The sequence below is a fragment of the Amycolatopsis sp. TNS106 genome (assembly GCF_019330265.1).
Lineage (GTDB): Bacteria > Actinomycetota > Actinomycetes > Mycobacteriales > Pseudonocardiaceae > Amycolatopsis > Amycolatopsis lurida.
The window spans coordinates 7,351,604-7,375,677 of sequence record NZ_CP024972.1; the positions used below are offsets into that span (position 1 = coordinate 7,351,604).

At 70.0% G+C, this 24,074-nt stretch carries 25 protein-coding genes; 12 read left to right on the forward strand and 13 right to left on the reverse strand.

Going from position 1 to position 24,074, the window contains the following annotated elements; translation table 11 throughout:
- Positions 1-43 precede the first annotated feature (43 nt).
- The 3 genes from CVV72_RS33960 to CVV72_RS33970 are packed head-to-tail and all read right to left on the reverse strand — an operon-like array spanning position 44 to position 3,008.
- A complete protein-coding gene (locus CVV72_RS33960; RefSeq protein WP_219148067.1) occupies positions 44-679 on the reverse strand; it encodes a TetR/AcrR family transcriptional regulator in 636 nt (211 codons plus the stop codon).
- Between the two features lie 35 nt (positions 680-714).
- On the reverse strand, positions 715-2,259 hold the full coding sequence (locus CVV72_RS33965) for an AMP-binding protein (RefSeq protein WP_219148069.1): 1,545 nt from the start codon (positions 2,257-2,259) through the stop codon (positions 715-717).
- A complete protein-coding gene (locus tag CVV72_RS33970) occupies positions 2,256-3,008 on the reverse strand; it encodes an enoyl-CoA hydratase/isomerase family protein (RefSeq protein WP_219148071.1) in 753 nt (250 codons plus the stop codon). The genes CVV72_RS33965 and CVV72_RS33970 overlap by 4 nt, the downstream gene beginning before the upstream one ends.
- 47 nt (positions 3,009-3,055) lie before the next feature.
- Here CVV72_RS33970 and CVV72_RS33975 point away from each other — a divergent pair, with 47 nt between their 5' ends.
- The 7 genes from CVV72_RS33975 (at position 3,056) to CVV72_RS34005 (ending at position 8,302) form a co-directional block, all read left to right on the forward strand.
- The gene (locus CVV72_RS33975) at positions 3,056-4,645 is read left to right on the forward strand and encodes an amidohydrolase (RefSeq protein WP_219148073.1); all 1,590 of its coding nucleotides are present in this window, start codon (positions 3,056-3,058) and stop codon (positions 4,643-4,645) included.
- Between the two features lie 6 nt (positions 4,646-4,651).
- On the forward strand, positions 4,652-5,101 hold the full coding sequence (locus CVV72_RS33980; protein ID WP_219148075.1) for a GNAT family N-acetyltransferase: 450 nt from the start codon (positions 4,652-4,654) through the stop codon (positions 5,099-5,101).
- Positions 5,102-5,136: 35 nt separating this feature from the next.
- A complete protein-coding gene (locus CVV72_RS33985; protein ID WP_034308648.1) occupies positions 5,137-5,820 on the forward strand; it encodes a metal-dependent transcriptional regulator in 684 nt (227 codons plus the stop codon).
- Positions 5,821-6,000: 180 nt separating this feature from the next.
- A complete protein-coding gene (locus CVV72_RS33990) occupies positions 6,001-6,381 on the forward strand; it encodes a transcriptional regulator (RefSeq protein WP_219154302.1) in 381 nt (126 codons plus the stop codon).
- Positions 6,382-6,390: 9 nt separating this feature from the next.
- Entirely contained in the window at positions 6,391-7,449 is a 1,059-nt protein-coding gene (locus CVV72_RS33995) for a zinc-dependent alcohol dehydrogenase family protein (RefSeq protein ID WP_219148077.1), read from the forward strand.
- A gap of 86 nt (positions 7,450-7,535) precedes the next feature.
- Complete coding sequence (locus tag CVV72_RS34000; RefSeq protein WP_219148079.1) at positions 7,536-7,673, forward strand: hypothetical protein; 138 nt, start codon at positions 7,536-7,538, stop codon at positions 7,671-7,673.
- Positions 7,661-8,302, forward strand: coding sequence for an alpha-ketoglutarate-dependent dioxygenase AlkB (locus tag CVV72_RS34005; protein WP_219148081.1), 642 nt, complete (start codon positions 7,661-7,663; stop codon positions 8,300-8,302). The genes CVV72_RS34000 and CVV72_RS34005 overlap by 13 nt, the downstream gene beginning before the upstream one ends.
- 66 nt (positions 8,303-8,368) lie before the next feature.
- On the opposite strand, the gene CVV72_RS34010 is transcribed toward CVV72_RS34005, so the two are convergent.
- The 5 genes from CVV72_RS34010 to CVV72_RS34030 are packed head-to-tail and all read right to left on the reverse strand — an operon-like array spanning position 8,369 to position 12,651.
- On the reverse strand, positions 8,369-9,226 hold the full coding sequence (locus CVV72_RS34010) for a biotin-dependent carboxyltransferase family protein (RefSeq protein ID WP_219148084.1): 858 nt from the start codon (positions 9,224-9,226) through the stop codon (positions 8,369-8,371).
- Positions 9,223-9,828, reverse strand: coding sequence for an allophanate hydrolase subunit 1 (locus CVV72_RS34015; RefSeq protein ID WP_219148086.1), 606 nt, complete (start codon positions 9,826-9,828; stop codon positions 9,223-9,225). Before CVV72_RS34015 ends, CVV72_RS34010 begins: the two co-directional genes overlap by 4 nt.
- Positions 9,828-10,586 carry a LamB/YcsF family protein gene (locus CVV72_RS34020; RefSeq protein ID WP_219148088.1) on the reverse strand — a complete coding sequence of 253 codons (759 nt, stop codon included), beginning with the start codon at positions 10,584-10,586 and terminating at the stop codon, positions 9,828-9,830. Before CVV72_RS34020 ends, CVV72_RS34015 begins: the two co-directional genes overlap by 1 nt.
- Positions 10,586-11,380, reverse strand: a complete 795-nt coding sequence (locus tag CVV72_RS34025) for a putative hydro-lyase (protein WP_219148090.1) — start codon at positions 11,378-11,380, stop codon at positions 10,586-10,588. Before CVV72_RS34025 ends, CVV72_RS34020 begins: the two co-directional genes overlap by 1 nt.
- A 26-nt stretch (positions 11,381-11,406) precedes the next feature.
- Positions 11,407-12,651, reverse strand: coding sequence for an MFS transporter (locus CVV72_RS34030; protein WP_126730590.1), 1,245 nt, complete (start codon positions 12,649-12,651; stop codon positions 11,407-11,409).
- Positions 12,652-12,833: 182 nt separating this feature from the next.
- On the opposite strand from CVV72_RS34030, the gene CVV72_RS34035 reads away from it, so the two are divergent.
- Positions 12,834-13,481, forward strand: a complete 648-nt coding sequence (locus CVV72_RS34035) for a GntR family transcriptional regulator (RefSeq protein WP_219154304.1) — start codon at positions 12,834-12,836, stop codon at positions 13,479-13,481.
- Between the two features lie 200 nt (positions 13,482-13,681).
- On the opposite strand, the gene CVV72_RS34040 is transcribed toward CVV72_RS34035, so the two are convergent.
- Positions 13,682-14,908, reverse strand: a complete 1,227-nt coding sequence (locus tag CVV72_RS34040) for a glycoside hydrolase family 16 protein (RefSeq protein ID WP_219148092.1) — start codon at positions 14,906-14,908, stop codon at positions 13,682-13,684.
- Positions 14,909-15,017: 109 nt separating this feature from the next.
- A complete protein-coding gene (locus CVV72_RS34045) occupies positions 15,018-16,262 on the reverse strand; it encodes an ROK family protein (RefSeq protein WP_219154306.1) in 1,245 nt (414 codons plus the stop codon).
- Positions 16,263-16,348: 86 nt separating this feature from the next.
- On the opposite strand from CVV72_RS34045, the gene CVV72_RS34050 reads away from it, so the two are divergent.
- Together CVV72_RS34050 and CVV72_RS34055 are read left to right on the forward strand one after the other, a co-directional pair.
- Positions 16,349-17,737 carry a GH1 family beta-glucosidase gene (locus CVV72_RS34050; RefSeq protein ID WP_219148093.1) on the forward strand — a complete coding sequence of 463 codons (1,389 nt, stop codon included), beginning with the start codon at positions 16,349-16,351 and terminating at the stop codon, positions 17,735-17,737.
- A 191-nt stretch (positions 17,738-17,928) separates the two neighbouring features.
- A complete protein-coding gene (locus tag CVV72_RS34055) occupies positions 17,929-18,564 on the forward strand; it encodes a DUF2306 domain-containing protein (protein ID WP_219148095.1) in 636 nt (211 codons plus the stop codon).
- On the opposite strand, the gene CVV72_RS34060 is transcribed toward CVV72_RS34055, so the two are convergent.
- A complete protein-coding gene (locus tag CVV72_RS34060; RefSeq protein WP_219148097.1) occupies positions 18,536-19,678 on the reverse strand; it encodes an acyl-CoA dehydrogenase family protein in 1,143 nt (380 codons plus the stop codon). The two genes, CVV72_RS34055 and CVV72_RS34060, sit on opposite strands and share 29 nt — an antisense overlap.
- Positions 19,675-22,026: a bifunctional salicylyl-CoA 5-hydroxylase/oxidoreductase gene (locus CVV72_RS34065; protein WP_219148099.1), complete on the reverse strand. Its 2,352-nt coding sequence runs from the start codon at positions 22,024-22,026 to the stop codon at positions 19,675-19,677. The genes CVV72_RS34060 and CVV72_RS34065 overlap by 4 nt, the downstream gene beginning before the upstream one ends.
- A gap of 48 nt (positions 22,027-22,074) precedes the next feature.
- Between CVV72_RS34065 and CVV72_RS34070 the strand changes: the two genes are divergently transcribed.
- The gene (locus tag CVV72_RS34070) at positions 22,075-22,473 is read left to right on the forward strand and encodes a RidA family protein (RefSeq protein WP_219148100.1); all 399 of its coding nucleotides are present in this window, start codon (positions 22,075-22,077) and stop codon (positions 22,471-22,473) included.
- Here CVV72_RS34070 and CVV72_RS34075 read toward each other — a convergent pair.
- The gene (locus CVV72_RS34075) at positions 22,470-23,318 is read right to left on the reverse strand and encodes a PaaX family transcriptional regulator C-terminal domain-containing protein (protein WP_219148102.1); all 849 of its coding nucleotides are present in this window, start codon (positions 23,316-23,318) and stop codon (positions 22,470-22,472) included. The genes CVV72_RS34070 and CVV72_RS34075 overlap by 4 nt on opposite strands.
- A 73-nt stretch (positions 23,319-23,391) precedes the next feature.
- On the opposite strand from CVV72_RS34075, the gene CVV72_RS34080 reads away from it, so the two are divergent.
- Complete coding sequence (locus CVV72_RS34080; protein ID WP_219148104.1) at positions 23,392-24,063, forward strand: oxidoreductase; 672 nt, start codon at positions 23,392-23,394, stop codon at positions 24,061-24,063.
- Positions 24,064-24,074: the final 11 nt, after the last annotated feature.

Genomic DNA, 24,074 nt, shown 5'->3' on the forward strand with positions numbered 1-24,074 from the left:
CAGAGAAGCCGTCTGAGCAAGGCGTAAGGGGTATGAGTCGCCGCTAAACGGGCACTCGCCACACTCCCGAGACCACTTCACGGCAGTTTTGCAATGCCCTGACGTCCAGCCGGCCTTCGCAGGCGAGCGCCCGCAGCGCCAGTTCCGCGTAATGGGCGGCCAGCTGATCCAGGGTGAGCGGTCCCGACGGCGAATACCAGCGCGCGACCCCGCTGCACATCTCCACCAGTGCGAGCCGGGTGACCGACGGCTGGTCGGTGTGGAAGACACCCGCCGCGACACCGTCCTCGATGGCATCCGCCCACAGCCTTTCGTAGGCGTCGCGCAACCCCACCACTTCGGCCCTGGCGCCGGGGGTGAGCGCGTGGACCTCGTTGTCCACCACGCGGGTGTCATCCGGCTGGATGGCGTGCGCGAGCACGTGCAGCGCCACCAGGGAGCCGAGCCGCGACACGGGATCGGTGAGCCCGGCGGTCGCCCGCTCTGCCGCGTCGAGCAGGCGCCGCAGCGACTCGTTCATGATGGCGACCAGCAGATCCTCTTTGGTGCCCATGTAGTGGTACAGGCTGGCGGACGACAGCTCGGCCTCCTGCGCCAGATCCCGGATGCCGGTGCCGTGGAACCCCTTGGCGGCGAACAGTTTCACCGCCGCCTGGCGGACTCTCTCCCGGGTGCTCACGACCCGAGGTTCTTTTTCCCGCCGAGGGTCCATGTTCAGAGCCATGTTCCGGTGGTCCTGTCCCAGGCACCGGCGCGGAGGTCGCCCGCCTTCTTCAGCTCGCCCTTCGCGACCCGTTCCGACGGTGTCATCGGCAGTTCCGCCGCGATGGACCAGAACCGGGGAACCTTGAAGTAGGCCAGTTTCGCCGAGCAGAACTCCGCCAGTTCGGCCGGTTCGCACTGGTGCCCCTCGTTCTCGTCGAGGACGATGTACGCCTTGACCTCCTCGCCGCGGATGTCGTCCGGCACCGCGACGACGGCGGCGAGCTTGACCGCCGGATGCAGCTGCAGCGCCCGTTCGACCTCGTCCGCGGAGATGTTCTCGCCGCTGCGGCGGATCATGTCCTTGGTGCGGCCCACGTAGTACACGCGCCCCTCGGCGTCCATTGTGGCCAGGTCGCCGGTGTGGAACCAGCCGCCGTCGAACGCGCGCCTGGTCGCTTCGGGATCGTCGTGGTAGCCGTGCATCAGGCCGACCCCGCGGATCAGCAGCTCACCGGTTTCCCCGCGCGGCAGCGGTTTCCCGTCCTCGCCGGCGATCACCACCTCGCGGGCGGGTGTCGGCCTGCCGAGGCAGCCGGTCCCGACGGTCTCGTCGTGATCCGCCGGGTACATCCGGATGTCGCCGCCGGTCTCGGTCATGCCGAAGGCCTCGTACCACGGCGCGCCCCAGCGTGCTTCGAGCGCGGCGTGCAGGTCCCGCGGGATGGCCGAAGCGCAGATCGCGCGGACCTGGTGCGCCTTGTCCAGCTCGCTTTCCGGCTGGCGCAGCAGAAGGGTGGGCATCAGGCCGAGGCAGTAGAACCAGGTGACGCCGTGTTCGCGGACCTTGTCCCAGAACGTCGATGGGTGGAACCGGTCGAGCACCACCAGGGTCGCGCCGCCCGCGAGCCCCAGCGCGACGTTCCACTGTGGATCGATGTAGTGGAACGGCTGCGCGGTCAGGATGACGTCGTCCGTGCCGACCGACGGGTAGTCCGAGGCCAGGCCGATCGCGAGGGTCGTCCAGTACCGGTTCGGCAGTACGCAGCCCTTGGGCGCGCCCGTGGTCCCCGAGGTGTACTGGATGTTGACCGGACGCTCGGTTTCGGTCGCGAAGACCGGGGCGGCGCCGGATCCGGTGAGTTCACCGGGTGTGAGCACGTGCTCCAGCGAGGTCTCCGGTGCGATCTTGTTCAGCAGCTCCAGGAATTCCTCGGCGGTCACGGCGAACCTGGCGCCGGAATGCCGGAGCACGTGGGCGCCGTCGAACTCGCGGTACCCGGTGTTGACCGGGACGAGCACCCCGCCGATCTTGGCCAGTGCCAGCCACAGCAACGGGAACTCGGGCTGGTTGCGCAGCATCACCGCGACCCGGTCGCCCGGTTCCACGCCGAGCTCCAGCAACGCGCGGGCGAACTCGGTGCTGCGCGCGTCGACGTCGGCGAACGTGAAGCTCTCCCCGGTGGAGTCGAAGATCCACGCCGTCTTGTCCGGCCAGAGCGCGGCGGCCCTGGTGGTCAGGCCGAGGAGGGTGTCGATCCCGGCGAGCGACGTCACGACCGGCTCCGGAACGCCTCGGCCGAGGCGGCGACCTCCGCGGAGTGCTCGGTGATCAGCGCGTGGCTGACTTCGAGTTCGAGGGCGGCGTCGAGGGAGCTGTCGATGCCGGAATCGAGGGCGCGTTTGGCCATCGTGGCCGCGGCCGCCGGATGCGCGGCGATCTTGGCCGCCCAGGCGAGGGCGGTGTCCATCAGGTCGTCGACGGGCAGGGCGGCGTTGACCAGGCCGAGTCCGGCCGCCTCGGTGCCGCTCACGCGTTCTCCCAGCAGCAGGAGTTCCTTGGCCTTCAACGGGCCGACCAGCAGCGGCAGCAACCGCGACGCCGCGCCCGTGACGCTCAGGCCCAAGGAGACCTCGGGGAAGGCGAACACGGCGTCCTCGGCGGCGAGAATCAGGTCGCAGCCCATCGCGAACTCGGCGCCCGCGCCGATCGCGTAGCCGTGGACCGCGGCGATGACGGGCTGACGCAGCCCGCGAAGACGGCGGGTCACGTCCTGGAGCCGGTCGAGGCGCGCCCTGGAATCAGCTGCGTCTCCGGACGGGGTGGGTTCCTTGAGATCGTGACCGGCGCAGAAAGCCCGTCCCCGCCCGGCCAGCACGACGGCGCGCGCGTCCGACTTGGCGGCCGCGTCGAGCGCCTCCAACAGGTCGTCGACCAGTTCGGCGACCACCGCGTTGAGCCGCTCCGGGCGGTTCAGCCAGATCACGGCGATGCCGTCGTCGAGTGCGTAGTCCACGGTGCTCATGACGCCGAGCCTAGACGACCGATCGATCGATCGATAGGGTCGAATCCATGCGGGTCGACACGGTCTACGAGAACGCCCGGTTCCTCACTGGAACAGAGGAATCCGTGGCGCTTGCGGTGCTGAACGGACGAATCGTCGCGTTGGACGACGATGCCGCCGCCCTTTCCGCCAAACGTCGCGTGGACCTCGGTGGGTCGGTGGTGGTGCCCGGCTTCCACGACGCGCACAACCACATGGCCTGGTTCGGCATGGCGCTCGACGACGTCGCCCTCTCGGATTGCCGCAGTGTCGACGAGGTGTACGACGCCGTCGCGCGGCGCGCGGCCGAAACCCCGCCGGGTGGCTGGATCATCGGCAGCGGCTACGACCAGAACAAGCTTGTGGGCGGCCATCCGACCAGGCAGGGGCTGGATCGCGCCGCTCCGGGGCACCTCGTGCGGCTCAAGCACACGTCCGGGCATATGACCGTGGTCAACTCCGCGGTGCTGGAGCGCCTGGACCTGGAGAACGTGCCGGTGGGCGGCGACGTCGTCCGCGACGAGGACGGTTCGCCGACCGGGCTCCTGCGCGAACAGGCCCAGCTCATGCTGCGGCCGCTGACCTACCCGACGCCGGTGGAGCGGGTCGTCCGCGGGCTGGACAGGGCGAGTGAGCGGTACCTGGCCGAGGGAATCACGAGTGTCCAGGAGGCCGGGATCGGCGGGGGCCTCGTGGGGGAGACCCCCGCCGAACTCGCCGCGTACCAGCTGGCCCGCGAGCGCGGGGTGCTGCGCGTGCGGAGCACGGTGATGGTCGCGGCGAGCGTGCTCCACGACCTCGACGCGGGGGCCGGCTACGGTCTCGACCTGGGGATGCGCACCGGGTTCGGTGACGAATGGCTGCGGATCGGCGCGATGAAGCTGTTCGCCGACGGATCGCTGATCGGCCGGACCTGCGCGATGCACGAGCCGTTCGCGGGCGAGCCGGACAACGTCGGCTACTTCCAGGTGCCCGAGGACGAGATCGCGCGGACGATCGCCGCCGCGCACAAGGCGGGCTGGCAGATCGCGACGCACGCCATCGGTGATCGCGCGATCACCGTCGTCCTCGACGCCTACGAGGCCGCGCTCAACGCCGACCCGCGGCCCGACCACCGGCACCGCATCGAGCACTGCGCGGTGCTGCGGCCGGCGGAGCTGAAGCGGCTGGCGTCGCTGGGGCTGATCGCGTCGCCGCAGGGCCGGTTCGTCAACGAGATCGGCGACGGCATGCAGGCCGCGCTGGGCCCCGAGCGCGAGCCGTGGTGCTACCGCCTCAAGAGCCTGCTCGACGCCGGATGCGTGCTCCCGGCCAGCTCGGACCGCCCGGTCGTCGAGGGCGCGCCGCTGCTCGCGCTGGCCGACATGGTGCGACGGAAGACCGCGTCCGGCGTCGTACTGGGGCCCGATGAGCGGCTCACCCCTGCCGAAGCGCTGCGCGCGTACACGTACGGATCCGCGTACGCCGCTTTCGCCGAGAAGGACCTGGGCACGCTGGAGATCGGCAAGCTCGCCGACTTCGCCGTCCTCTCGGCCGACCCGACCGACGAGTCCACTTGGGATTCGATCCACGTCGTCGCCACCGCCGTCGGCGGCGACATCGTCTACGAACGGAGCTGAGACCCCATGCCGGTGCGGGACGCGGTCGCGGACGACATCGAGGAGATCTGCGCGCTCATCGAGGAGCACGCGGTCTACGAGGACAAACACGATCTGAAGCTCGACAGGCAGGAGATGGCCGGGTTCCTCTTCGGACCCGGCCCGAAGGCCTGGGTGCTGCTGGCCACCCCTCCGGGTGAGCCGGGCAAGGTCGCGGGCTTCGCCTTCTGCAGCTGGAACTTCTCCACCTGGGAGGCCAGGCCGGGGATCTGGCTCGACGACCTCTTCGTGCGCCCGGAACACCGCCGCTTCGGCCTCGGACGGGAGCTGCTCGACGAACTGGCCGCGCGGTCGCCCGGCCGGGTCGAATGGGACATGCAGGAGGGCAACGAGAAGGGCGAGGCGTTCTACGCCCAGCTCGGCGCCGAACCCGTCCCCGGCTGGATCCGGTACCGCTGGCGACCGCACGCTGGGTGAGTCGCACGGGAGCGGCAAGCCGTAAACTCGCACCCATGGGTGAAGGGGCAAGCCGCAGGTCGTCGTCCGTGGAGGACTACGTCCGGGTGATCTACGGGCTGGTGGAACGCGGTGAGGCCGTCACCAACACGTCGCTGGCCGGACGACTGGAGGTCAGCCCGTCGTCGGCGTCCGGCATGGTCACCAAACTGTCCCAGCTCGGGCTGGTCGCGCACGTCCCGTACCGGGGGATCGAGCTGACCACCGACGGCAGGCTGCTCGCCCGCTCGGTGCTCCGCCGCCACCGCCTGATCGAGACCTACCTGGTGTCCGAACTCGGCTACACCTGGGACGAGGTCCACTCCGAGGCCGACGCGCTCGAACACGCCGTGTCGGACAGGCTCGTCGAACGGATCGCCGCGAAGCTCGGCAACCCGGTGCGCGACCCGCACGGCGACCCCATCCCCGCGCCCGACGGCAGCGTCGAGGAGATGCCGATGCGCATCCTCGACGACCTCCCGCCCGGCGCGGTCGGTGAGATCGTCCGCGTCTGGGACACCGATCCCGAGCTCCTGCGCTACCTCACCGAGCACTCCATCGGCCTCGGCGAGCGGATCGAGGTCGTCGAGCGCCAGCCGTTCGGCGGCCCGATGGTGGTCAAGGTCGGCTCGCCGCCGGACGCGGCGACCCACGCGATCGGCAAGGAGATCGCGCAGGCGCTGTCGGTCGCGCTGCGCTGAGCCCCGGCAAGTCCACTGTGGACGCGTATCGGCCGGGGCGCGTGGTGGGAATTTTCCCTACGTCTCTGCATAATTACGTCACCCGCCTGCCGCGCCGATAGGTGATCGAAGACCCTTCCGATCATGTGGTCCCGCGCCTAGGCTGCGCTATTCCGGGTGGCTAGCGAGCGTGCGAAGGCGATGACGATGACCGGTCAGCGGACACACACCATCGACCGGGGGGTGGCGGAAGGACGTGAACTCAGGCGGCTGCTGGAGACGGGGCCGTTCGCGAACGCCCTCAGGGCGGCGATCAGGGCGAGGGGGCTCGGTCTCGATCGGATCCGGTACCGGCTCAGAGGGCGGGGGTGCTCGGTCAGTCTTGCGACGCTGAGTCACTGGCAGTCCGGCCGCTGCCGTCCGGAACGGCCGGAATCCCTGTTGGTGCTCAAGAATCTCGAGGAGATCCTCGGGGTACCGCCGGAGTCCCTGTCGCGGCTTCTGGGACCGCCGCGAGGGCGGGCGGCCCGGTGTACGGTGCCCGGCGAGGGCATCGTGATGCAGCGAGGCCGGGACACGTAGGGAGCGCGGGTGCGGGCGGTCGTCTTCGAGGAGTTCGGGATACCGCCCGAGGTACGCGAGGTGCCGGATCCGGTCGCACCGCCGGGCGGGGTGGTGATCGCCGTCGAGGCGACCGGGGTGTGCCGCAGCGACTGGCATTCCTGGCAGGGGCACGACACGTCGGTGAAGCTGCCGCACGTCGCCGGGCACGAACTCGCCGGCCGGATCGCGTCGCTCGGCGAGGGCGTCCGAGGCTGGTCGGCAGGCGACCGGGTGACGGTGCCGTTCGTCTGCGCCTGCGGCACCTGCGCCCAGTGCGCGGCCGGTGACCAGCAGATCTGCGACCGCGAGTTCCAGCCGGGCGCGACCCATTGGGGCTCGTTCGCCGAGTACGTCGCCATCGAAAACGCCGAGGTCAACCTCGTGGCCCTGCCGGACACGCTCTCCGCGGCCGAAGCGGCGGCGCTGGGCTGCCGGTTCGGGACGGCGTTCCGGGCCGTGCTGCGGCAGGGCGGGGTCCGGCCGGGGCAGCGGGTCGCGGTCTACGGCTGCGGTGGGGTCGGCGTCTCGGCGATCCTGCTGGCCGTCGCGGCCGGCGCGTCGGTCGTCGCCGTCGATCCGTCCCCGCAGGCCAGGGCCCTGGCCGTGCGGATGGGGGCTTCTTCGGTCGTCGACCCGTCCGCGTTCGAGGGCCACGAAGCCGTCGCTTCTCATGTCCGGGAGTTGACCGGCGGCGGCGCGCACGTCTCCCTCGACTGCCTCGGTTCGCCGACCACCTGCGCAGCCTCGATCGGCAGCCTCCGGAAACGGGGGCGGCACGTCCAAGCCGGGTTGATGCCGCCGGCGCAGGGCGTCGCGCCGATCCCGATGCACCGGGTGATCGGCGGGGAGCTGGAGATCGTCGGCATCCACGGGCTGCAAGCGCACGAGTACCCCGAGATGCTGCGGGTGGTGGAGACGGCCGGAATCGACCTCGAAGGCATGATCGGCAGGCGGGTCGGCCTCGACGACGTCCCCGCGGTACTCGCGGAGATGAACGACCCGGTGCCCGCGCTGGCCGGGGTGACGGTGGTCGAATTCGGACGGTGACCGGGTGAACGCCCTACGGTCAACCGGCCGATCGGAGTAGTCCGAAAGGTGGCTTCCGCCGCCACTTTGTGGCAGCTTCCTTGGCCGTGACAGTCATGGGTGCTCCGTCCCGGCCGCGGTTCGGCCGGTCCGTGCTGCGCTGGTTCGTCGCGGCGGGTGTCCTGGTGCGGGGCCACCGGATCGTCGGCGCGCGCCCTGGCAAACTCGACGCGTGGACGCGCTGATCCCTCGCCCGCGTAACGAAGTCGCGCCCGGTGCGGTGCATGTTCCCGGCTGGCTCGGCTTCGACGAGCAACGCCGTCTGGTCGAGGCCTGCCGTGGCTGGCGTGGCTATCGGCGGACGCGGCTGCCGAACGGCGGCGTCATGTCGGTGCGGACGGTCTGTCTCGGCTGGCATTGGCACCCGTACCGGTATTCGAAGGTGACCGCGGACGGCTCGCCGGTACTGCCGTTCCCTTCGTGGCTGGGCGACCTGGGACGGCGGGCGGTCTCGTCCGCCTATGGCCCGCGCTCGTACGAGCCGGACATCGCGCTGGTGAACTTCTACGACTCCGCGGCGAAGATGGGTTTGCACCAGGACAAGGACGAGGCCTCGCTGGAGCCTGTCGTGTCGCTGAGCCTGGGGGACGCGTGCGTTTTCCGGTTCGGGAACACGGTCGATCGCGGGCGGCCGTACACGGACGTGGATCTCCGGTCGGGAGACCTGTTCGTGTTCGGCGGGGAGTCGCGGCTGGCCTTCCACGGGGTGCCTCGGATCTTGCCGGGGACCGCCGACCCGGCGCTGGGGCTGGTGGGGCGGCTGAACATCACTTTGCGGGTCTCGGGACTTGGGAGTGATCAGGGCGGTCCGTGAAGGCCTCCTTGAGGGACCCAGAGTCCCTCAAGGAGGCCTTCACGGACAGAGAACCGTCCTTACCGCTCACGAGAGGCGGAAAAGCACCCGTTGCCCCGGCCGCACCTGCGCGGCCAGATCCAGATCGGCCTCTTCCACGACCGCGATCACCGGGTAGCCCCCGGTCACCGGATGGTCGGCCAGGAACAAGATCGGCTGCCCCGAAGGAGGGACCTGCAACGCGCCCGGCACGGCGGCTTCGGGCGGCAGCTCGCCGTCCCGCGCCCGCGACAGCACAGGGCCGTCGAGCCGTACCCCCACCCGATCGACGTCGGACGTGGCGACATACCCGGAAGAGACCAAAGTGGACAGTGCGTCCGGCGTGAACCAGGAAACCCGAGGACCGGCGCTGACCCGCAGAACCGGGACCTCGGGCAACGGCGCGCGAGGGGCCAGATCCACCCCGGGATGGGGAAGCACCTCCTGGCCCACCGGCAAGGTCATCCCGGCCGAAAGCACGGGCGGGCCGAGGCTGCCCAGGGTGTCGGTCGCCCGCGCGCCCAGCACCGGAGGGACGTCGATGCCGCCGCGGACCGCGACATAGCAACGCAAACCGTGAGAAGCCGTCCCCAGCAAGAGTTCATCGCCGAGGCCGACCGGGATCGGCGAGCCGGGGCCGAATGCCCGCCCGCCGGCGGTGATCGAGCAGGGCGCGCCGGTGACGGCGACGGTCGCCGGAGCGGAAAACCGCAGGACGAGGCCGCCGAGAACACACTCCAGGGCCGCGTGGCTTTCGGGGTTCCCGACCAGCCGGTTCGCCAGCCGCAGCGAACCGCGGTCGGCGGCGCCGGACCGGCCGACGCCGATCGCGGCCAGCCCCGGCCGTCCGAGATCCTGCACGGTGGTGAAGACGCCGGGGTGGATCACTTCGATCTTCCCGGTCATGAAGTGAACCGGATCCGGGTGCCGGGTGCCAGCAGGTTCGGCGGCTCCCGCTCGACGTCCCATACCGGCAGCGAGGTCCGCCCGATGAGCTGCCAGCCGCCGGGCGAGGCGTTCGGGTACACCGCCGTGTATTCGCCCGCGATCGCGACCGAACCGGCGGGGACCCGCGTGCGCGGGCTCGTCCGGCGCGGCAGGTGCAGCGCGGGGTCGAGCCCGGTCAGGTAGGCGAATCCGGGAGCGAAGCCGCAGAACGCCGAGACGTACGTCCCGTCCTCGTGCCGCCGGACGACCGATTCCGCCGACATGCCCGTCGCGGCCGCGACGTCGGCGAGGTCCGGGCCGTCGTAGCGCACCGGCACGACGATCTCGGCGGCCTCGCGCGGTTCGACGTCCACTGTGGACCGGTCGAGGACGTCGCCGGCGAGCCGGTCGTGGTGGGTCCGGCCCGGATCGAAGCGGATGAGCAGGGTCCGCGCGGCGGGGACCAGCTCGACGACGCCGTCCGGCGGATCCTGCTCCAGTGACGCGTGCAGCCCGAGCACCTCCGACGGATCGTCGAAGTCGACCATGGCCGCACGCGTCCCATAGGGCAGCACTCGCATCAGGCGGCCTCGATGAAGGGTCCGATGTGGACACCGGCGCCGTCGAGGCCCGCACGGATCCGCCGCGCCAGTTCGACGGCGCCGGGCGTGTCGCCGTGCACGCACAGCGAATGCGGCTGAAGAGCCAGCTCGGTCCCGTCGGCGGCGACGACCTTGCCGGTGGTCGCCATCGCGACCGCCCGCGTGGCCACCTCGTCGGCGTCGTGGAGGACGGCGCCGGGCAGTTTCCGGGAGACCAGAAGGCCTTCCGGCGTGTATGCGCGGTCCGCGAACGCCTCCGCGTACGCGGGGAAACCTGCCTTTTCGGCTTGCTTGGCCATTTCCGACCCCGGCGGGCACAGGAGCGCGAGCCCGGGGTGGAACCGCCGGATCCCTTCGACCACGGCGGCCGCTTGCTCCGGATCCACCGCGGCCGTGTTGTACAACGCCCCGTGCGGTTTGACGTACCGCACCCGCGAGCCCGCCGCGCGGGCGAACGCGTCCAGCGCGCCGATCTGGTAGAGCACGTCGTCGGCCAGATCGGCGGGGGCGACGTCCATCGCCCGCCGCCCGAATCCGGCGAGATCGCGGTAGGCGACGTGGGCGCCGATGACGACACCGCGCTCCGCCGCGCGCTCGCAGACGCGCCGCATCACCGACGGGTCGCCGGCGTGGAAGCCGCAGGCGACGTTCGCGCTGGTGACGATGTCGAGCATGGCGTCGTCGTCGCCCATCTTCCAGGCGCCGAAACCCTCGCCGAGATCACTGTTGAGGTCCATCAGGCCACCCTGAACTCACTGTCGAGCTTGTCGGTCACGAACATGTAGCCCGGCGCGTGCGTGATCGCGAACGGCGGCCGCGAGGCCATCAAGGCCGCCTGCGGGGTCACGCCGCACGCCCAGAACACCGGCACGTCACCGGGTTCCGCGTCGACCGGGTCACCGAAATCGGGTTGGCCGAGATCGGTGATGCCGAGCGCGGCCGGGTCGCCGATGTGCACCGGCGCACCGTGCACGGCGGGCATCCCGCGGGTGATGCGCACGGCGTCGTCGACGCGGTCTTCGGGGATCTGCCGCATCGAAACGACCATGGGCCCGTGCAGGCGCCCGGCCGGGACGCACTTGCGGTTCGTCACGTACATCGCCACGTTGCGGCCCTGGTCGATGTGCCGCAGCGGGATGCCCTCCGCGGCCAGTGCCGATTCGAAGGTGAAACTGCACCCGATCGAGAACGCGACCATGTCGCTGCGCCACAGCCCGCTCGCGTCCGTGAGCTCGCCGGACAGCGCGCCGTTCTGCCAGACGCGGTACCGCGGCAGGTCGGTGCGCAGATCCGCGCCGGGCGCCAGCCGGGTCGACGGGTCGCCGGGGTCGCTGACGTCGAGCACCGGACAGGGTTGCGGGTTCCGCTGGCAGAACAGCAGGACGTCGTAGGCCCAGTCCTCGGGGACGGCGATCAGGTTGGTCTGGGTGAACCCGTTCGCCCAGCCGGTGGTCGGGCGGGCCGTGCCCGCGCGGAACAGGGCGCGGGCCTCGCCGGGGGACAACGTCGCCGGTTCTTCGAAGGTGGTCATCGCGGTGCCTCCTCTTCCGATTGTGGTCACAGCAGTTCGCGGCCGCGAGTCTCGGGCAGGCCGAGCAGCGCCAGCACGGCGATGCCGTAGCCGACCGCGCCGAACACCATCGCGCCGCCCGCGCCGAGGAAACCGACCACGGCGGGGAACGTGGCGCCGATGGCCCGGCCGAGGTTGTACGTGAAGCCCTGCCCGGTCCCGCGCAGCGCCGACGGGTACAGCTCGGCGAGGAACGCGCCGAACCCGCTGAAGATCGCGGACATCGAGAACCCGAGCGGGAAGCCGAGGAACAGCACGAGCGTGTTCGCGCCCGCCGGAATCTGCGTGTAGGCGACGATGAGACCCGCCGACAGCACCGAGAACAGCAGGAACGTCTTCTTCCGGCCCAGGAGATCCGTCAGATAGCCGCCGGTGACGTACCCGATGAAGGCGCCGGAGATCAGGAACGCGAGATAGCCGCCGGTCCCGATGACGGTCAGGCCGCGGGTGGTCTTCAGGTAGCTCGGCAGCCAGGTCGCGAGCGTGTAGTAACCGCCCTGGACGCCGGTGGCCAGCAGCGCGGCGAAGAACGTCGTGCGCAGCAGGTCCGGCTTGAAGATGCCCGCCAGCGAACCGCGTTCCTTCTTCGTGGCGCGGGCCGCTTCGGCGACCGGCGCGTCCTGGACGTTGCGGCGGACCCACAGCACGAGCAACGCCGGGATGACGCCGGTCCAGAACATGACGCGCCACGCGATGTCCGGGCTCCAGATACTGAAGACGACGGTGTAGACGACGACCGAGAGCGCCCACCCGACCGCCCACGCACTTTGCACGAAGGCGACCGTGCGGCCGCGGTACTTCGCCTGCGAGTACTCCGCCACCAGTGCGGCGCCGGCGGCCCATTCGCCACCGAAGCCCAGGCCCTGCAGGGCGCGGAAGACCAGGAGCGTCTCGAAGTTCGGCGCGAACCCGCAGAGCACGGTGAAGATCGTGTACATCGCGATGGTGAGCTGGAGGGTGCGGACCCGGCCGATGCGGTCGGCCAGGATGCCCGCGCCGATCCCGCCGATCGCCGAAACCACCAGCGTGGTGGTGCCGAGCAGGCCCGCCTCGCCGCCGGAGAGGCCGTAGTAGGCGGTGATCGCGGCCAGGCCCAGCGGCAGGGTCTGGTAGTCGAACGAATCGAGCCCGTATCCGCCGAACGCGCCGACGAAGGCCCGGCGGCCTCGCGAACCGAGCGTGCGGAACCAGGCGAAGGGGCGTGTGTCTTCGGTAGTGGCTGTCGCGTTCATCGGCACCTCCAGAGGGTGAATCTCAGGGTGGCACGGGTCACATGGCTAGCAACTGTAGGTATTGTTCAACAATTCCACAAGAGGATCCTTGGCTGAGTCTCTCGTGCCTAGGTAGGATCGATCACGTGACGATCGCGGAGGGTGGTCCTGCCTCGGTGGAAGGACTCGAGGCGGATCGCGGCATGATCAGCCGCACCAGCACGGCCGAAAGGGTCGCGGGTGTGCTTCGCACGCGTATCGCGGAAGGCTTCTTCCTGCCCGGCGTCCGGCTGTCGGAGCAGGACATCGGCTCGGCGCTCGGCGTCTCCCGCAACACGCTGCGCGAGGCGTTCCGCCTGCTCACGCACGAGCGCCTGCTGACCCACGAGCTCAACCGCGGTGTCTTCGTGCGGGTGCTGCCCGTCGAGGACGTCGTCGACCTCTACAAGGTGCGCAAGGTCGTCGAGTGCTCCGCGGTGCGGGCGGTGACGGAGAAGCCCCCGACGTTCGCGAAGCTCGCGCGGCTGGTCGAGGACGGCAGGATCGCCGAGCGGAGCGAGCGCTGGCAGGACCTCGGCACCGCGAACATCCGGTTCCACTCGGCGATCGCCGAGCTGAGCGGCAGCGAACGGATCGACGAGCTGATGCGCGGCATCCTCGCCGAGCTGCGGCTGGTGTTCCACATGATGGCCGACCCGCGGCGCTTCCACGAGCCGTACCTCAAACGCAACGCGGAGATCCTCGAGCGCATCGAAGCCGGCGACGGCCTCGGCGCCGAAAAGCTTCTCGTGCAGTACCTCAACGACGCCGAAAGCCAGCTCGTCGAGGCCTACGCCGAGCGTTCCCCTTGACGCAATTAGTCACCTGGATGCGGTAGTCCGCCAGCGGGTCCGGAGCGCGTGAAGGCCCCCTTCCCTCAGCTCAGCCGAGGGAAGGGGGCCTTCACGCGACGTCGGACCCCCTGGCGGAACCGCGCTAGTCGCCTGAAGCGGGCACCTTCATCCCGAGAAGTGTCCTTTGTGGACAGTAAGGGGGTTGTGGGCGCCGTTGCTCACGGCGTCGTCCACTTCTGGTTCGCGCCGCCACCGCAGGTCCAGATCTGGAGTCTCGTCCCGTTCGCGGAGCTGTTCCCCGTGGCGTCCAGGCATTTGTTCGCCTGCGGGTTCACGATGTCGCGTGCGCCGCTGATCGCCCACTTCTGCGCGCCGGATCCGTTGCAGTCCCACAGCTGCACGGCCGTGCCGTCCGCGGTCCCGCCGCCGGAGACGTCCATGCACTTGCCGAGCGCGCGGATCGTGCCGTCGCCGCCGATGGTCCAATTCTGCGCGGCGTTGCCGTTGCAGTCGGTGATCTGGATCGGCGTGCCGTTGGCGGTGTTCGCGCCCGCCACGTCGACGCACTTTCCGCCGAGGCCGGTGATCCGCCCGGTCCTCCCCGCCGTGTCGCTGGAATTGACGTGCACGTAGTCGACGACGAGACGCTGCGGGAAGACCGTGCTGGAGTTCGGGTCACCGGGCCAGTAGCCGCCGACGGCGAGGTTCAGGATCAGGTAGAAGGGGTGGTCGAAGACCCAGCGGTTGCCGTTGAGGTCGGCGGGGGTGCGGGTCTGGTAGAGGTTCCCGTCCACGTACCACCTGATCTGGTTCGGCGCCCAGTCGACGGCGTAGGTATGGAAGTCGTCGGAGAAGTTCGGTCCGTTGTAGGCCGCGCCGATCCCGCCCGCGCCGGAGTAGCCGGGGCCGTGGAGGGTGCCGTGCACCGTGTTCGGCTCGAAGCCGACGTTCTCCATGATGTCGATCTCGCCGCTGTTGGGCCAGCCGACGTTGCCGATGTCGGCGCCGAGCATCCAGAAGGCGGGCCACATCCCTTGTCCGCGCGGCAGTTTCATCCGCGCTTCGAACCGGCCGTAGGTCTGGGTGAACTGACCCTGCGTGGACAGTCGCGCCGAGGTGTACTCGCAGCGCCCGTACCAGCAGTTGTAGTTGCCCGGGTTCTCCTTCTTCGCGGTGATGACGAGGTTGCCCTGGCCGTCGAGCGCGGCGTTGTTCGTCCCGGACGTGTACCACTGCCGCTCGTGGTTGTTGACGTTGTCGCCGGTCTCGAAATGCCACTTCGAGGTGTCGATACCCGCGCCGGCGGGGCCGTTGAAGTCGTCGGTGAAGGTCGCGGCCATGACCGCGGCCTCGGAGGCCGGAGCCTGGGCCGTGGCGGGGAGTGAGCCGAGGAGGACGCCGGCGGCGAGGAGCGCCGCCCAGCGAAAGCGGGAGGAGATGGACATCGTTGTCGCCTCTCTTCGCAGGCAGAAAACCACTTTGTTGTGCCTGACAACAAAGTATGCATGGTCTCCACCACGGCGACAAGGCGTATTTTTCGACCTCGAATTAAGGTCAGGCGGCCGTGCCCCGCTTCGATCCGGCCGTGCGCGGGTCCGCGCCCTGCTCCAGGAGGGCGGCGACCGGAAGGGTGGCGGCTCCTATGGCGACGGCGTCCGGGCCGAGCTGTCCCAGTTCGATCTCCGTCTGGTCGAACACGTGCGCCAGCGCGTGCTCGCCCGCCACGCGGCGGATCTGGGGCAGGTACTTCTCGCCGAGTGCCAGCCCGGCCCAGCCGCCCAGCACGATCCGCTCCGGGTTGAACAGGTTGATCAGATCGCCGATGCCCGCACCGAGATAGCCCGCGGTCTCTTCCAGTACCTTGGCCGCGGTCTTGGATTTGCCCGCCGAGTCCAGCAGTGCGGCGAACTGCGTCTGCTCGTCCTCGTCCGACGCTTTTCCACCGCGCGCCTTGCGATAGCGGGCGAGGACGCCCTCCGCGCCGACGTAGGACTCCAGGCACCCGCGGGATCCGCAGCGGCATTCCTGCCCGCCGTAGACGATCGTCGTGTGACCCCATTCGCCCGCACTGCTGGTGGAGCCCCGGTAGGTGGTGCCGTCGGCGACCACGGCCGCGCCGACGCCGGACCCGATCAGGGCGATCACCGCGTGCCGCGCGCCGCGGCCGGCGCCGAACCACATTTCGCCCTGGCCCTGGGTTTTCGCGCCGTTGTCCACGAACAGGGGCAGCTCGACGCCCTCCGCGCGCAGGAGGTCGGTGAGCGGGACCCCCTGCCAGCCGATGGTGGGCGCGTGCACGCGCAGCGCCTCGCCCTGCTCGACGGTGCCCGGGACGCCCACACCGACACCGAGCACGGTCGCTTCGTCGATGCCCGCCTCCGTGATCACTTCCCGGAGCCCGGACGCCACCTGGGTCACCGCCGCGGCCGCGTCCGGCCGTCGCGAGGCGAGGGGATGCTCGACGGTGGCGAGCCGGTTCATGGTGAGGTCGAACAGTTCGACCTTCACGCCGGTCTCGCCGATGTCCACGCCCGCGACATGCCCGTACGCCGGGTCGACGCGGAGCAGGACGCGCGGCCTGCCACCGTCGGACTCGACCAGTCCGGCCTCGATGATGAGGCGTTCTTCGCCGAGTTCGGCGGTCACGTTGCTGACGGTCGCGGCGCTCAAGCCGGTCAGACCGCTCAATTCGTGGCGGCTGAGCGGGCCGTCGAAGTAGAGTTTCGACAGCAGGAGGGAACGGTTGTGCCGCCGCAGGTCACGGACGGTGGTGCGCTTGGCAGGCATGCGGATACCCATCTTGTGGCGGCGGACCTTTCCAGGATGCCCCACGACCTTAGCCTCCGCCATGTATCAACTGGTGAAATAAGGGGGAAGAGGGGGCCATGACCGGGGACGACGAACTCATCGGCACCTTGCCGCCGGACTTCCGGTGGGGTGTCGGCAGCTCGGCGTACCAGGTCGAAGGCGCGGTCGCCGAAGACGGAAGAACACCGTCCATTTGGGACACCTGGGCTCGGTCCCCTTGGTCGGTCGACAACGGCGACACCGGCGAGGTCGCCTGCGATCACTACCACCGCATGCCCGCCGACGTCGCGCTGCTCAAGGAACTCGGTGTCGACACCTACCGCTTCTCCGTTTCGTGGCCCCGCGTGCAGCCGCGTGGGCGCGGCGGCGTCAACCCCGCCGGGATCGCCTTCTACGACCGGCTGGTCGACGAACTGCTCAACAACGGCATCGATCCCTGGCTGACGCTGTACCACTGGGATCTGCCGCAGCACCTCGAAGACGCGGGCGGCTGGCCGGCGCGCGACACCGCCGTCCGGTTCGCCGACTACGCGATGCTCGTGTTCGAGCGCCTCAGCGATCGGGTCCGCCACTGGACCACGCTGAGCGAGCCGTGGTGCACGGCCATGCACGGGTACGTCCACGGGGTGATGGCGCCCGGTCGCCGGGACGCGAAGGCGGGGATGGCGGCGGCGCATCACCTCCTGCTCGGCCACGGTCTCGCCGTGCGGCGGATGCGGGAACTCGCGCCGGCCGGGACGAAGTTCGGGATCACGCTCAACCTGAGCACCGCCGACCCGGCCACTTCGAGCGAGGCCGACCGGGCCGCCGCCCGCTTCGAGGACGGGCTCGGGACGAGGTTCTACCTCGACGCGCTCGTCCACGGCCGGTACCCCGACGACGTCCTCGAAACCCTCGCACGGCAGGGCATCCGCCTGCCGTCCGAGCCGTGGGATCCGTCGATCATCGCGGCCCCGCTCGATTTCCTCGGGGTCGACTACTACTTCGGCACGCGGTACTCCGGGGTGGAGGAGAACGGGGACGCGGTGGAGCATTTCGGGATGCCCGCGTTCCGCAAGGTCCCGTTCGGGGCCCCGTCGACGGTGCTGGGCTGGGAGATCCTGCCGCACAAGCTCACCGAACTGCTCGTCCGGATCAGCCGGGACTATCCCGGTCTGCCGCTCTACGTGACGGAGAACGGAGCCGCGTTCGCCGACGTCCCCGACGAGACCGGCTTCGTCCGCGACGATGACCGCGCCGGCTACCTGTCCGCGCATATCGCCGCCACGGCCGCCGCGCGGCAGGCGGGCGCGGACGTCCGCGGCTATTTCGCCTGGTCCTTTTTGGACAGTTTCGAATGGGCGTACGGCTATGCGAAACGGCTCGGCCTGGTGCGGGTCGACCGCGAGACGCAGGCGCGGACGATCAAACAGAGCGGGCTGGTCTACCGGGATCTCGTGCAGCGGGTGCGAGGCGGACGGCGGTAGGGCCTGCTCCACCCTCGAACCGGCGGTCCGCTCCATTCTTCCCGGTCACTCCGGGTCCTAGGTTCGGCAGCCGAAAGGTGTTTACCGCTACCGGAACGTGGGGGACAGTGATGACCGTCAGGCTCGAGCAACGGGACCGTGGGGAGTCGGCGCCGCGGAAATCGTGGTGGCGAAGGCCGTGGGTAGGCCCCATGGCGGTCGTCGTGGTGGTCTTCTTGGCCTTTTCGATGCCGCCGTACCTGGCGATGGACCCGTCGCTGTCCCGCGTGCCGCAGCCGCCCGGGTTCACCTCGCACTACTGGTTCCTGACGGCGCACGTGCTGTTCGGCTCGATCGCGATGGCCGGCGCGCTGCTCCAGATCTGGCCGTGGTTCCGGGCGAAATACCCGGCGGTGCACCGGAAGATCGGCCGGGTGTACGTCTTCGCCGGGGTGCTCCCGGCCGGGCTGCTGGCGCTGACCGTCGGTGCGATGAGCCCGTTCGGCCCGACGACGCGGGTGGCCAACGTCCTGGCCGGGGTGCTCTGGCTGGCGTGCACGTTCGCAGGCTGGCGTGCGGCAAGGCAGCGCCGGTTCGGCGATCACCGCCGTTGGATGATCCGCAGTTTCGCGCTGACCATGTCGATCATCGTCAGCAGGGTGGTCGGACCGATCACGACGATCACGCTGCAACCGCAGCTGGAGACCACGTTCGGCGGCAGCGAACTCGCCTTGACCCACTCGGTCGCCGGGATCACCGCCTGGCTGAGTCCGACACTGGTCATCCTCGCCACGCAGTGGTACCTCGACCATCGTCCGGCTAGGAAGAAGCCAGCGATCGCGCGATGATCGTCCGCTGCACTTCGGACGCGCCTTCATAGATCCGCGGCGCGCGGACCTCGCGGTAGAGATGTTCGAGCAGATGCCCTCGCCGCAGCGCCCGCGCGCCGTGGATCTGCACGGCCGAGTCGACGACGTACTGCGCGGTCTCGGTGGCGAACAGTTTCGCCATCGCGGCGCGGCCGGCGAGGTTCCGCTCACCCGCGTCGTAGGCGGCGGCCGCGGCGTAGACCAGCAAGCGGGACGCCTCCGTGCGGGTCGCCATTTCGGCGAGGGTGTGCGCCACGGTCTGCTGCTTCAGCAACGGCCCGCCGAACGCGACCCGGCTCTGGGCGTGGGCGACGGCGGCGTCGAGCGCGGCCTGCGCCATCCCGACGGCGAACGCGCCGACACTCGGCCGGAACAGATCCAGGGTCCGCATCGCCACACCGAAACCGCGGTTCTGCTCGCCGAGCAGTTCGTCCCGTTCGACACGGACGCCGTCGAAGACCAGGGTGCCGATGGGATGCGGGCTGACCAGGTCGAGGTGCTCGCCCGACAGCCCGCCGCGGTCGGCCGGGACGACGAACGCGGACACGCCGCGAGAGCCCGCGCCCGGGGTGGTGCGGGCGAAAACGCTGTAGAAATCGGCCTCGGGAGCGTTGGAGATCCACATCTTCTCGCCGGTGAGGCGCCAGCCGTCGCCGTCGGGCTCGGCTGCGAGCTCCAGTGCCGCCGCGTCCGAGCCCGCGTTCGGCTCGGTGAGCGCGAAGGCGGCGACGGCGTCACCCGCGGCCACGGCGGGAACCCATTTCGAGACCTGTGAGTCCTGCCCGGACTGCAACACCGGATACGTGCCCAGCCCCTGGAGCGCCAACGCCGTCTCGGCTTCGGTGCTCTGGCTGGCCAGGGATTCGCGCAGGATGCAGAGATCCGTCGCGGCGGCCTCCCGGCTCGGGCTGCCGCCCTCGACACCGGGGAACAGCCGGGAGAGCAGGCCGAGCGCGCCCATTTCCTTGAGCAGCGGCCGGTTCACCGCGCCTTCGGTGCCGGATTCGGCCATCGGGCGGAGCTTTTCGGCGCCCAGCCGCCGGACCTCCGCGGCGAAGGCCTGCTGCTCGGGGCTCAGTGCGAAGGCGGTCATCGATCGCTCCCAGGTCGCCAGCGGGCGTGCGCGGTGCCGGTTTCGCCGGAGCGCAACAGTTCCAGCCGGGGTTTCGGCCCGTCGGTCCGGCCACCCTGCGGTTTCCGGCTGCCCGCCGCGAACTGCTTCGGCCACGGCATCGGATAGCCCTGTTCGGCGGCCGCGTGCAGGGTCCACTGTGGATCGTAGAGATGTGTCCTGCCGAGCGCGCACAGATCCGCCCGGCCGGCCAGGATCAGCGAATTGACGTCGTCGTAGGACGAGATCGCGCCGACGGCGATCACCGCGATCCCGTACTCGCGCCCGATCTCGTTGCGGATCCGGTCGGCGTAGGGCGTCTGGTAACTGCGGCCGTACGCGGGTTTCTCCTCGCTGACCACCTGACCGGTCGACACGTCGATACCGTCCGCCCCGTGCTCGGCGAACGCGCGGGCGATCTCGACGGCGTCGTCGACGTCGATTCCGCCCTCGTGCCAGTCGGTCGCCGAGATGCGGACCGTCATCGGCCGTCCGGCGGGCCACGCCGCGCGGACGGCGTCGAAGACTTCGAGCGGGAAACGCAGCCTGTTCGCCAGTGAACCGCCGTACTCGTCGGTGCGCCGGTTGGTCAGCGGCGACAGGAAAGAAGACAGGAGATAGCCGTGTGCGCAGTGCAGTTCGAGGAGGTCGAACCCGGCGCGCGCGGCGGCGACGGCGGAGTGCGCGAACTGGTCACGGATCTCGGCCAGCTCGGCTTTCGTGAGTTCGCGTGGGGTCTGATTCGCTTCGCTGTACGGGATCGCGGACGGGGCGCAGATCTCCCAGTTGCCCTCGGGCAGCGGCTGGTCGATGCCGTCCCACATCAGTTTCGTGGAGCCCTTGCGCCCCGAATGCCCCAGCTGGACGCCGATGCGCGCGGGAGTGTGGCCGTGGACGAAGTCCGTGACTCGCGCCCAAGCGCGCTCCTGCTCTTCGGTGTACAGGCCGCCGCAACCCGGCGTGATGCGGCCGGTTTCGGAGACGCAGACCATCTCCGTCATCACCAGCCCGGCGCCACCGAGTGCCTTGCTTCCCAGGTGCACCAGGTGGAAATCGGTCGGGACGCCGTCTTCGGACGAGTACATGTCCATCGGCGAGACGACGACGCGATTCGGCAGGTCGAGGTTCCCGATTCGGAACGGCTGGAACATCGGCGGGCGGACGTTCGAGTTCAAAGTGGATGCGAACCAGGTGTCCAGCTCGTCGGCGAATTCGGGATCGCGCAGCCGGAGGTTGTCGTAGGTGACGCGGCGGCTGCGGGTGAGGATGTTGAACGCGAACTGCGCCGGATCCTGGTGGGTGTACTGACCCATGTTCTCGAACCATTCGAGGCTCGCTTGGGCGGCGCGCTGAGTGGAGTTGACGACCGGGCGGCGCTCGGCTTCATAGGCTTCCAGCGCACTGTCCATATCGGACTGCTCGTGCAGGCAGGCGGCGAGCGCGAGCGCGTCCTCCATGGCGAGCTTCGTGCCGGAGCCGATGGAGAAATGCGCCGTATGGGCGGCGTCGCCGAGCAGGACGACGTTCTCGTGCCGCCAGCTCGCGCAGCGCACGGTGGCGAACGCGGTCCACTTCGAGTTGTTGGCGAACACCTGATGGCCGCCGAGCACGTCCGCGCACAGTTCGCGGATGACCTCGATGGACTTCTCGTCGCTTTCGCCCGGCGCCAGCGACGTCGCGGCGATCTCACCGAACGCGCGCTCCCAGACGTCCTCGTGCAGTTCGAGGATGAACGTGCTCCCGGTGTCGCTGTACGGATAGCCGTGGATCTGCATGATCCCGTGCGGGGTTTCGAGGACGTAGAACTTGAAGGCGTCGAACACGAGATCCGTGCCGAGCCAGATGTACTTGCAGCGCCGGGTCTGAAGGCTCGGCCTGAAGCTTTCGGCCAGGGCGTTGCGGGTCGGGGAGTTGACTCCGTCCGCCGCGACGACGAGGTCGTACTCGGCGCTCGCCGCGGCCGCGCTCGGCGCCTCGGTGCGGAAACGCAGGTCCACGCCGAGCTCCGCGCAGCGTTCCTGGAGGATGCCGAGCAGCCGTCTGCGGCTCATCGCGGCGAAGCCGTGCCCGCCCGAAGTGTGCACCGTGCCGCGGAAGTGGACGTCGATGTCGTCCCAGCGCGCGAACTCGCGGCGCATGGCGGCGTGGATCACCGGGTCGGCGTGTTCGATCCCGCCGAGCGTCTCGTCGGAGAACACCACCCCGAACCCGAAGGTGTCGTCGGGCGCGTTGCGCTCCCAGACGGTGATCTCGTGATCGGGATGGAGCTGTTTCGCCAGCGTGGCGAAGTAGAGCCCCGCCGGGCCGCCGCCTAACACCGCGATACGCACGTCGCTCAGGGTATGTCGCGGTATGTACGATCGTCAACGATACGGGATATGCTGACCCGTATGGAGCGCATCAACCCGCCCGAACTCGGCCGTCCCTCCGGCTTCTCGCACGCCGTCGCCGCGACCGGGAGATTCGTCTTCCTCGCCGGTCAGACGGCGTTGGACGAGGAGAACCGCATCGTCGGCGAAGGCGTGGTCGAGCAGTTCGAACGCGCGCTGTCCAACCTGCTCACGGCGTTGCGCGCGGCGGGCGGGACGCCGTCGGACCTGTGCAGCGTGACCGTCTACATCGTCGACATGGACGACTACCGCGCCCACGCGCGCGAGATCGGCGCGGTGTGGAAACGCCTGGCCGGGAGCGAGTACCCCGCCATGGCGGGAATCGGCGTCAGCCGGTTGTGGGACGCGGAGGCGCTGGTGGAGGTGCAGGGCTTCGCGGTCGTCTAAGGAAGGGTGCGTGAGACGTGCGCGGCCGCGGCCTCGCCCAGCCTCGCGTGCAGCGTGAAGAACAGGTCCGCCGCGCGGATCCCCGCCCAGCCCGGCGGCAGCAGTTCGGCGGGCAGGCCGGGGTCGAGATAGGGCAGCCGGCGCCAGTCGGTCAGCACGCGGACGTAGTCGGCGAACGCTTCGGCCTCGTCCGTGGTCTTGCGCCGCTGCCACCGCCGCAGCGCGGCCGCGTGCTCGTCGAGGAACGCGGTGTACAGCGACTCGAGCTGATCGAGGTCCCACCACTCGCGGATCTTCTCCCGCACGTCGCCGAACGCGAGGTGCTCGGCATGGAAGAGATCGGCGTAGCCCTCGAGTTCGAGCCGTCGCAGCATGTCGGAGGTCGCGTCGCGCAGATGCGCGGGCGCGATCCAGACCCCGGACGACGCCGTCCCGAAGCCGAGCCGGGCGAGCTGCGTGCGAAGAAGGTGCCTTTTGTGCCGTTCGGCCTCCGGGACGGAGAACACCGCGAGCAGCCAGCCGTCGCCGGGGGTGGCGCGTTCGCGGCGGAAGATGCGCTCGTCGCCTTCACGCAGGATCGCCAGCGCGGTTTCCGACAGCTCGTAACCCGCGGCCCCGTTCCGGCGTACCGCGGAAAGGATCCCGCGCCGTTTCAGCCGGGAGATCGACGACCGGACGGCCGGTTCCTCGACGTCCACACCCGCCAGGAGGTCGATCAGGGACCGGACGGAGAGCCAGCCGCCCTCGCCGCGGGAATAGAGGCCGTACACGGTCACGATCAGCTGGCGCGGTTGCGCCGTCCGCCCCGCGCCGTCGACTTCGGTTGCCTCCGACACGGCCGTCACCCGGTCACCATAACAACGACGCCGTGCCCCTGTTTCGGCCGTGACCGAAGTGTTCCGCACTTAGCGTCACGGTATGGAGAATCCGCTGATCGAAGCCCCTGTCCCGCCAGTGCCCCAGGACGTCGAGCCGGGTGGAGTCCGGTGGCTGCGGGCGAACGTCGCCCGGTTCAGCGGGCCGGAGGACCACGCGCGGCGGCGGGCGCTGGTGCTCGCCGAGCTCGCGCCGATGGAGTCCCTGCGGGACAAGGCTTTCGCGCTCGCCAGGGAAATGCGGGACGAGCCGGCGGAGCGGACCGTGTGGACGGTCCCGGTGGCCGTGCTCGCCGCCGAGCTCGGCCTGCCGGACGTTTCCGACGACATCGCGAAGGTTTCCGGCGCTTACCATCCGCACACGGAAATCGGGGCCGGCGCCGAAGCGGCCATACGGCGGCTGGTCGAAACCTGTGGTGGCGCCGACGAGCGGACGGCCGCGCGGATCGGGCTCCTGGTGCAGGCCTGTGACGCGACGGCCAGGCTGCTCGGCAAGGCGCTGGCCGCCCACCGGCCCGGCGAGGCCGTCGAAGATCTGCTCGACCGGGTCCTGCGTGAGGATCCGCCGGTCCGCGTCACCCGGCGGTGGATCGGCGGCGAGGTGGTCGAAGTGGACCTGACGAAACGTCCGTTCGGAGCAGGGCCCAAGCGGTGCCCCGGGGAAACGGAGGCGCGGCGAGTGGCCGCGGGGGTTCTCGACGCGCTCCTGTGCTAAGACTTACCCCG

What these genes read in the sequence shown, in the direction of transcription:
- CVV72_RS33970 (WP_219148071.1), bottom strand. Translation starts at nt 3,008, where the DNA reads ATGAGCACCGTGGACTACGCACTCGACGACGGCATCGCCGTGATCTGG.
- CVV72_RS33975 (WP_219148073.1), top strand. Translation starts at nt 3,056, where the DNA reads ATGCGGGTCGACACGGTCTACGAGAACGCCCGGTTCCTCACTGGAACA.
- CVV72_RS33980 (WP_219148075.1), top strand. Translation starts at nt 4,652, where the DNA reads ATGCCGGTGCGGGACGCGGTCGCGGACGACATCGAGGAGATCTGCGCG.
- CVV72_RS33985 (WP_034308648.1), top strand. Translation starts at nt 5,137, where the DNA reads ATGGGTGAAGGGGCAAGCCGCAGGTCGTCGTCCGTGGAGGACTACGTC.
- CVV72_RS33990 (WP_219154302.1), top strand. Translation starts at nt 6,001, where the DNA reads ATGACGATGACCGGTCAGCGGACACACACCATCGACCGGGGGGTGGCG.
- CVV72_RS34010 (WP_219148084.1), bottom strand. Translation starts at nt 9,226, where the DNA reads ATGACCGGGAAGATCGAAGTGATCCACCCCGGCGTCTTCACCACCGTG.
- CVV72_RS34015 (WP_219148086.1), bottom strand. Translation starts at nt 9,828, where the DNA reads ATGCGAGTGCTGCCCTATGGGACGCGTGCGGCCATGGTCGACTTCGAC.
- CVV72_RS34020 (WP_219148088.1), bottom strand. Translation starts at nt 10,586, where the DNA reads ATGGACCTCAACAGTGATCTCGGCGAGGGTTTCGGCGCCTGGAAGATG.
- CVV72_RS34025 (WP_219148090.1), bottom strand. Translation starts at nt 11,380, where the DNA reads ATGACCACCTTCGAAGAACCGGCGACGTTGTCCCCCGGCGAGGCCCGC.
- CVV72_RS34030 (WP_126730590.1), bottom strand. Translation starts at nt 12,651, where the DNA reads ATGAACGCGACAGCCACTACCGAAGACACACGCCCCTTCGCCTGGTTC.
- CVV72_RS34035 (WP_219154304.1), top strand. Translation starts at nt 12,834, where the DNA reads ATGATCAGCCGCACCAGCACGGCCGAAAGGGTCGCGGGTGTGCTTCGC.
- CVV72_RS34040 (WP_219148092.1), bottom strand. Translation starts at nt 14,908, where the DNA reads ATGTCCATCTCCTCCCGCTTTCGCTGGGCGGCGCTCCTCGCCGCCGGC.
- CVV72_RS34045 (WP_219154306.1), bottom strand. Translation starts at nt 16,262, where the DNA reads ATGGGTATCCGCATGCCTGCCAAGCGCACCACCGTCCGTGACCTGCGG.
- CVV72_RS34050 (WP_219148093.1), top strand. Translation starts at nt 16,349, where the DNA reads ATGACCGGGGACGACGAACTCATCGGCACCTTGCCGCCGGACTTCCGG.
- CVV72_RS34055 (WP_219148095.1), top strand. Translation starts at nt 17,929, where the DNA reads ATGGCGGTCGTCGTGGTGGTCTTCTTGGCCTTTTCGATGCCGCCGTAC.
- CVV72_RS34060 (WP_219148097.1), bottom strand. Translation starts at nt 19,678, where the DNA reads ATGACCGCCTTCGCACTGAGCCCCGAGCAGCAGGCCTTCGCCGCGGAG.
- CVV72_RS34070 (WP_219148100.1), top strand. Translation starts at nt 22,075, where the DNA reads ATGCTGACCCGTATGGAGCGCATCAACCCGCCCGAACTCGGCCGTCCC.
- CVV72_RS34080 (WP_219148104.1), top strand. Translation starts at nt 23,392, where the DNA reads ATGGAGAATCCGCTGATCGAAGCCCCTGTCCCGCCAGTGCCCCAGGAC.